The following is a 3,495-nucleotide window of genomic DNA, read 5'->3' on the forward strand; positions in this document are numbered from 1 at the left end:
GCCGGCCCCCCGCTACACCGGAGAGCAACATGAGTAACCCGTTCAAGCGCTTGTGGTTTGTCACAGTCTCGTTTCTTGCTGGCCGTTTCGCCGCGGCGCTGCCTTTCTCTGCTTCTCCTGTCTCTGCTTCGCCTGTCTCTGCTTCGCCTGTCTCTGCTTCGTTTTTCGGTGCTTCGCTTTCCCCCGCCTTGTTCTTCGCTGCTTCGCTTTTCGCAGTCCCGGCTTTCGGCGCCTTGCTTGTCGGCGCCTTGCTTGTTGCAGCCCCCGTGTCGACGGCCGGGGCCGCCCCGGCCGATTACCCATCCCGCCCCATCCGGCTCATCGTCAATTCCTCTCCGGCCGGGCCATTGGACATCGGCGCCCGAGCCATCGCGCTGTACGCCAGCAAACTGATGGGCCAGACGATCATTGTCGAGAACCGCCCGGGCGCGTCCGGCAACGTCGGTGCAAAGGCGGTGGCCAATGCCGCGCCCGATGGCTACACGCTCTTGATGACGCTGGACACGCTGATGACCGTCAACCCGCACGTCTTCAAGGACGCCGGTGACACCTACCTGCGGCTGCTGGACCCGCTTAGCATTGCCGGCAGCTTCGGTCTGGCACTGACGGTGCGGCCCGATCTGGGCGTCGCCACCGTGGATGAGTTTCTGCGTTATGCCCAGGCCAACCCGGTGACCTATTCGTCAGCCGGCTACGGCAGCCCGGGCAACCTGGCATTTGAAAAACTGAAGCTGGCCACCGGCATCAACATCACCCACATCCCGTTCCGGGGCAGCGCGGGCGCGGTCAACGCCTTGCTGGGCAACCAGATCCAGGCCGGCTTCCTGGCAGCGTCCGCGGTGCAAGCTCATGTGCAGGCAGGCAAAATGCGCGCGCTGGCCATCTCGGCTCGCGAACCGGACCCCGACCTGCCCGGCGTGCCGGCCCTGCGCAGCGTGGGCGTGCAATCGCTGCAAGATTTTGACGCAGCCTTCGCTTTCCTCATCATGGCGCCGCAAGGCATGCCGCCCGACATCGCCCGCAAATGGGATGAAAGCCTGGCGGCCGTCTACGCCATGCCGGAATTTTCACGCAGCATCGCAAGCCTGGGGCTGGGCGCGCCGTTCGGGGGTAGCGCCGGGGCCAGGGAATGGGTATCGGCGCAGATCGAGAACTGGGCCCAGGTGGTTGAGGGGGCGGGGATCAGGGCGGAGTAGGGAATAGGACATAGGGTATGGGGATAGGAATTACGCGGTAGGGAACAGGAGTAGGGAACAGGAGAAGGGAACAAGGGAAGGGGGGCAGGCACGCAGGAAAGGTCGGGAAACACCTGGCGGAGAGCGGCCTGCGGAGCGTGCCGCGTGCGCAATCATGTGCGGTGTTGCCAATGGAAGAATCCTCGTCTATGTTTCCGCGACCCCCTCCCAATATTCCAAAGGCCGCGCATGCCGACCCCTTTCGCCGATCTCGCCAGCGTCCTCTCCGTGCCCGTCCTATCCGCCGACGACCTGGATACCCTGGAGCAGTTCTTCGACCGCCCCGAAGTTCGCGCGTTCTATGCGCAGAGCCAAGACCCGGCTTACACGTCTGCGAACCTGTTGGCGTGCGCCACGCTCCTTCCTGACCTGCATCCGAACCGGGCATCGGCCCTGGCGTTGTTGTGTGGGTCGATGGTCGAAGATGGCGCCGACCCTGCCATTCTGTTCGACAGCCTGCACGCCCTGCTTCGCCAGTGGCTGCGCGCGCTGCGACCCTATTGCGCGCAAGAGGTGGAAGAGGACGACGACGAGGTGGACGAGGCCGACCGCAAAGCGTGGGTCGACGCCCAGGCGGAACTGGCCGCCGTGCCGTTGGACACGCGTTGGGAAGTGGAATCCTTACAGCAGGCCGTTGACGTGCTTGTTCTGCCTATGATGGCGATGCTGATGCGCAGTCAGCGCAACCATGAGTCGTTTATCGCGGACACAAGCCTGATGGCGCTGCTGCACCCCATGGCCACGAACAACGACAGCTTTCCCTTTGAAGAGCTGCATTTTTTGTGGCTGGCATCGCAGATCAGTTATGTGGACGAGCTTGTGGTGGTCTTGCCGACGTCGAAAACCGGATTCGTGGCGCGGGCGCACGGCGTCAACAATAGTTTCCATGCTTTCACGCTGCTGCAAATCTTGATTGGCGAGCATGCACAAGCCCTGCAAGTCAAACGCGACATCGCCGCCCGCCAGCCGGACATGGACCGCGACTCGGCCGATTTCCAATGGCTGCAAGCCGGCGCCTACGCCGACGGTGAACTGACTCAGCCCATGTTGTGGGCCTGGGGCGAAGCAGCCTTGCGCCACAACATGGCGCGGCACGGCAGGCCCGTGCTGATTGCGCTGGAAACGGACGAGGGCACAAAACGAAACTGGTCCGGCTTTAACGGCGCCATCCACGACGCGCAAGCGCCATCGATGACGTTCAAGCGTTATTTGACGGCGGAAGAAGTCGCGTCTTACCTGGCTTGAGCGTCATCGCGGCCTTCGGTCGGCGTTTTGCTCTGCGGCCTGCTGCCGGATGCGTTGGACTCGCTCTGGCGTTGAGGGGTGGGACGAAAGCCATGCGGGAATAATGCCGCCAGCCTCGGTAAGACCCTCCAGGCGTTCCAGAAGAACGGCCAATGATCCCGGGTCTTTGCCGGCCTGCCGCATCAGCGCGACGCCGCGCGTGTCAGCTTCCCGTTCGAAGCTGCGCGAGAACGAAAGTTCAAGCAACCCCGCGCCGAACACGCCGACGTCGTTCGCCATGCTGCTGGCGTCGCCCGTCATCAACAGGACGACGGCTGATAGGCCCATGACGCGACCTAATTGCCGGACGCCATGCCGATGATCGACGTGGCCGATCTCATGGGCCAAGACACCCGCCAGCGCCTCGGGCGACTCCGCGAGCGCGACGAGTTCGTCCGTGATAATCACGTGGCCGCCCGGCAGGGCAAGGGCGTTGGCACCGACCAGCGAACCGCCGCGTCGAAACGCCAAGCTAAGGTTTTCCGGCGCGTTGGCATGCGTCTTCAACTCGTCGAACACGGCAAGAAGTGCCTGCCGTGTCGGAGCCGGCAGTTCAGAAGGGTGCAAGCCTATGCGGTCCAGAGCTTTCAGGGTGTTCACGCCGATATGCGCTTCGACCGCCTGAGGCAGAAACGCGGCGGCGGTGTCTCCAAGCCACGGCAGCGTCCAGCGCAGGCTGATGAAGAAGGCCAACGTGGCAACCACAACAAGCGATAACAGTGCAGGGCGCAAGCGTTCCAGTCGGGACAGCGGAATGACAAAAGCACCACCACGGCGGCGCACCAGACGGTCGACTTGATCGTTGTCGCGGGTTTCGAAGACGGACCCGTCGGGTAGCGTGGCGCGACGCGACGTCGAGCCGATTCGGCTTGTCCAACTTAGCGCACTCTTGGGCAGATCGCGGCGCGTTTCGCCGTCGTCCAGGCAGACGGACCCATGCTCGGGTACCGATAACGTAGCCATGCGGCAGGCGGAT

Annotated in this window: 3 protein-coding genes; 2 read left to right on the forward strand and 1 reads right to left on the reverse strand. The window is 63.5% G+C overall.

Features of this window, described 5'->3' with window-relative positions:
* Positions 1–266 precede the first annotated feature (266 nt).
* Positions 267–1,196, forward strand: a complete 930-nt coding sequence (locus ACNPP0_RS14350; RefSeq protein WP_448706253.1) for a Bug family tripartite tricarboxylate transporter substrate binding protein — start codon at positions 267–269, stop codon at positions 1,194–1,196.
* A gap of 228 nt (positions 1,197–1,424) precedes the next feature.
* The gene (locus ACNPP0_RS14355; RefSeq protein WP_448706254.1) at positions 1,425–2,480 is read left to right on the forward strand and encodes a hypothetical protein; all 1,056 of its coding nucleotides are present in this window, start codon (positions 1,425–1,427) and stop codon (positions 2,478–2,480) included.
* A gap of 3 nt (positions 2,481–2,483) precedes the next feature.
* On the opposite strand, the gene ACNPP0_RS14360 is transcribed toward ACNPP0_RS14355, so the two are convergent.
* A partial coding sequence (locus tag ACNPP0_RS14360) for a M48 family metallopeptidase (protein ID WP_448706255.1) occupies positions 2,484–3,495 on the reverse strand: 1,012 nt, incomplete at its 5' end.

Source organism: Achromobacter semiaridum, assembly GCF_053543755.1.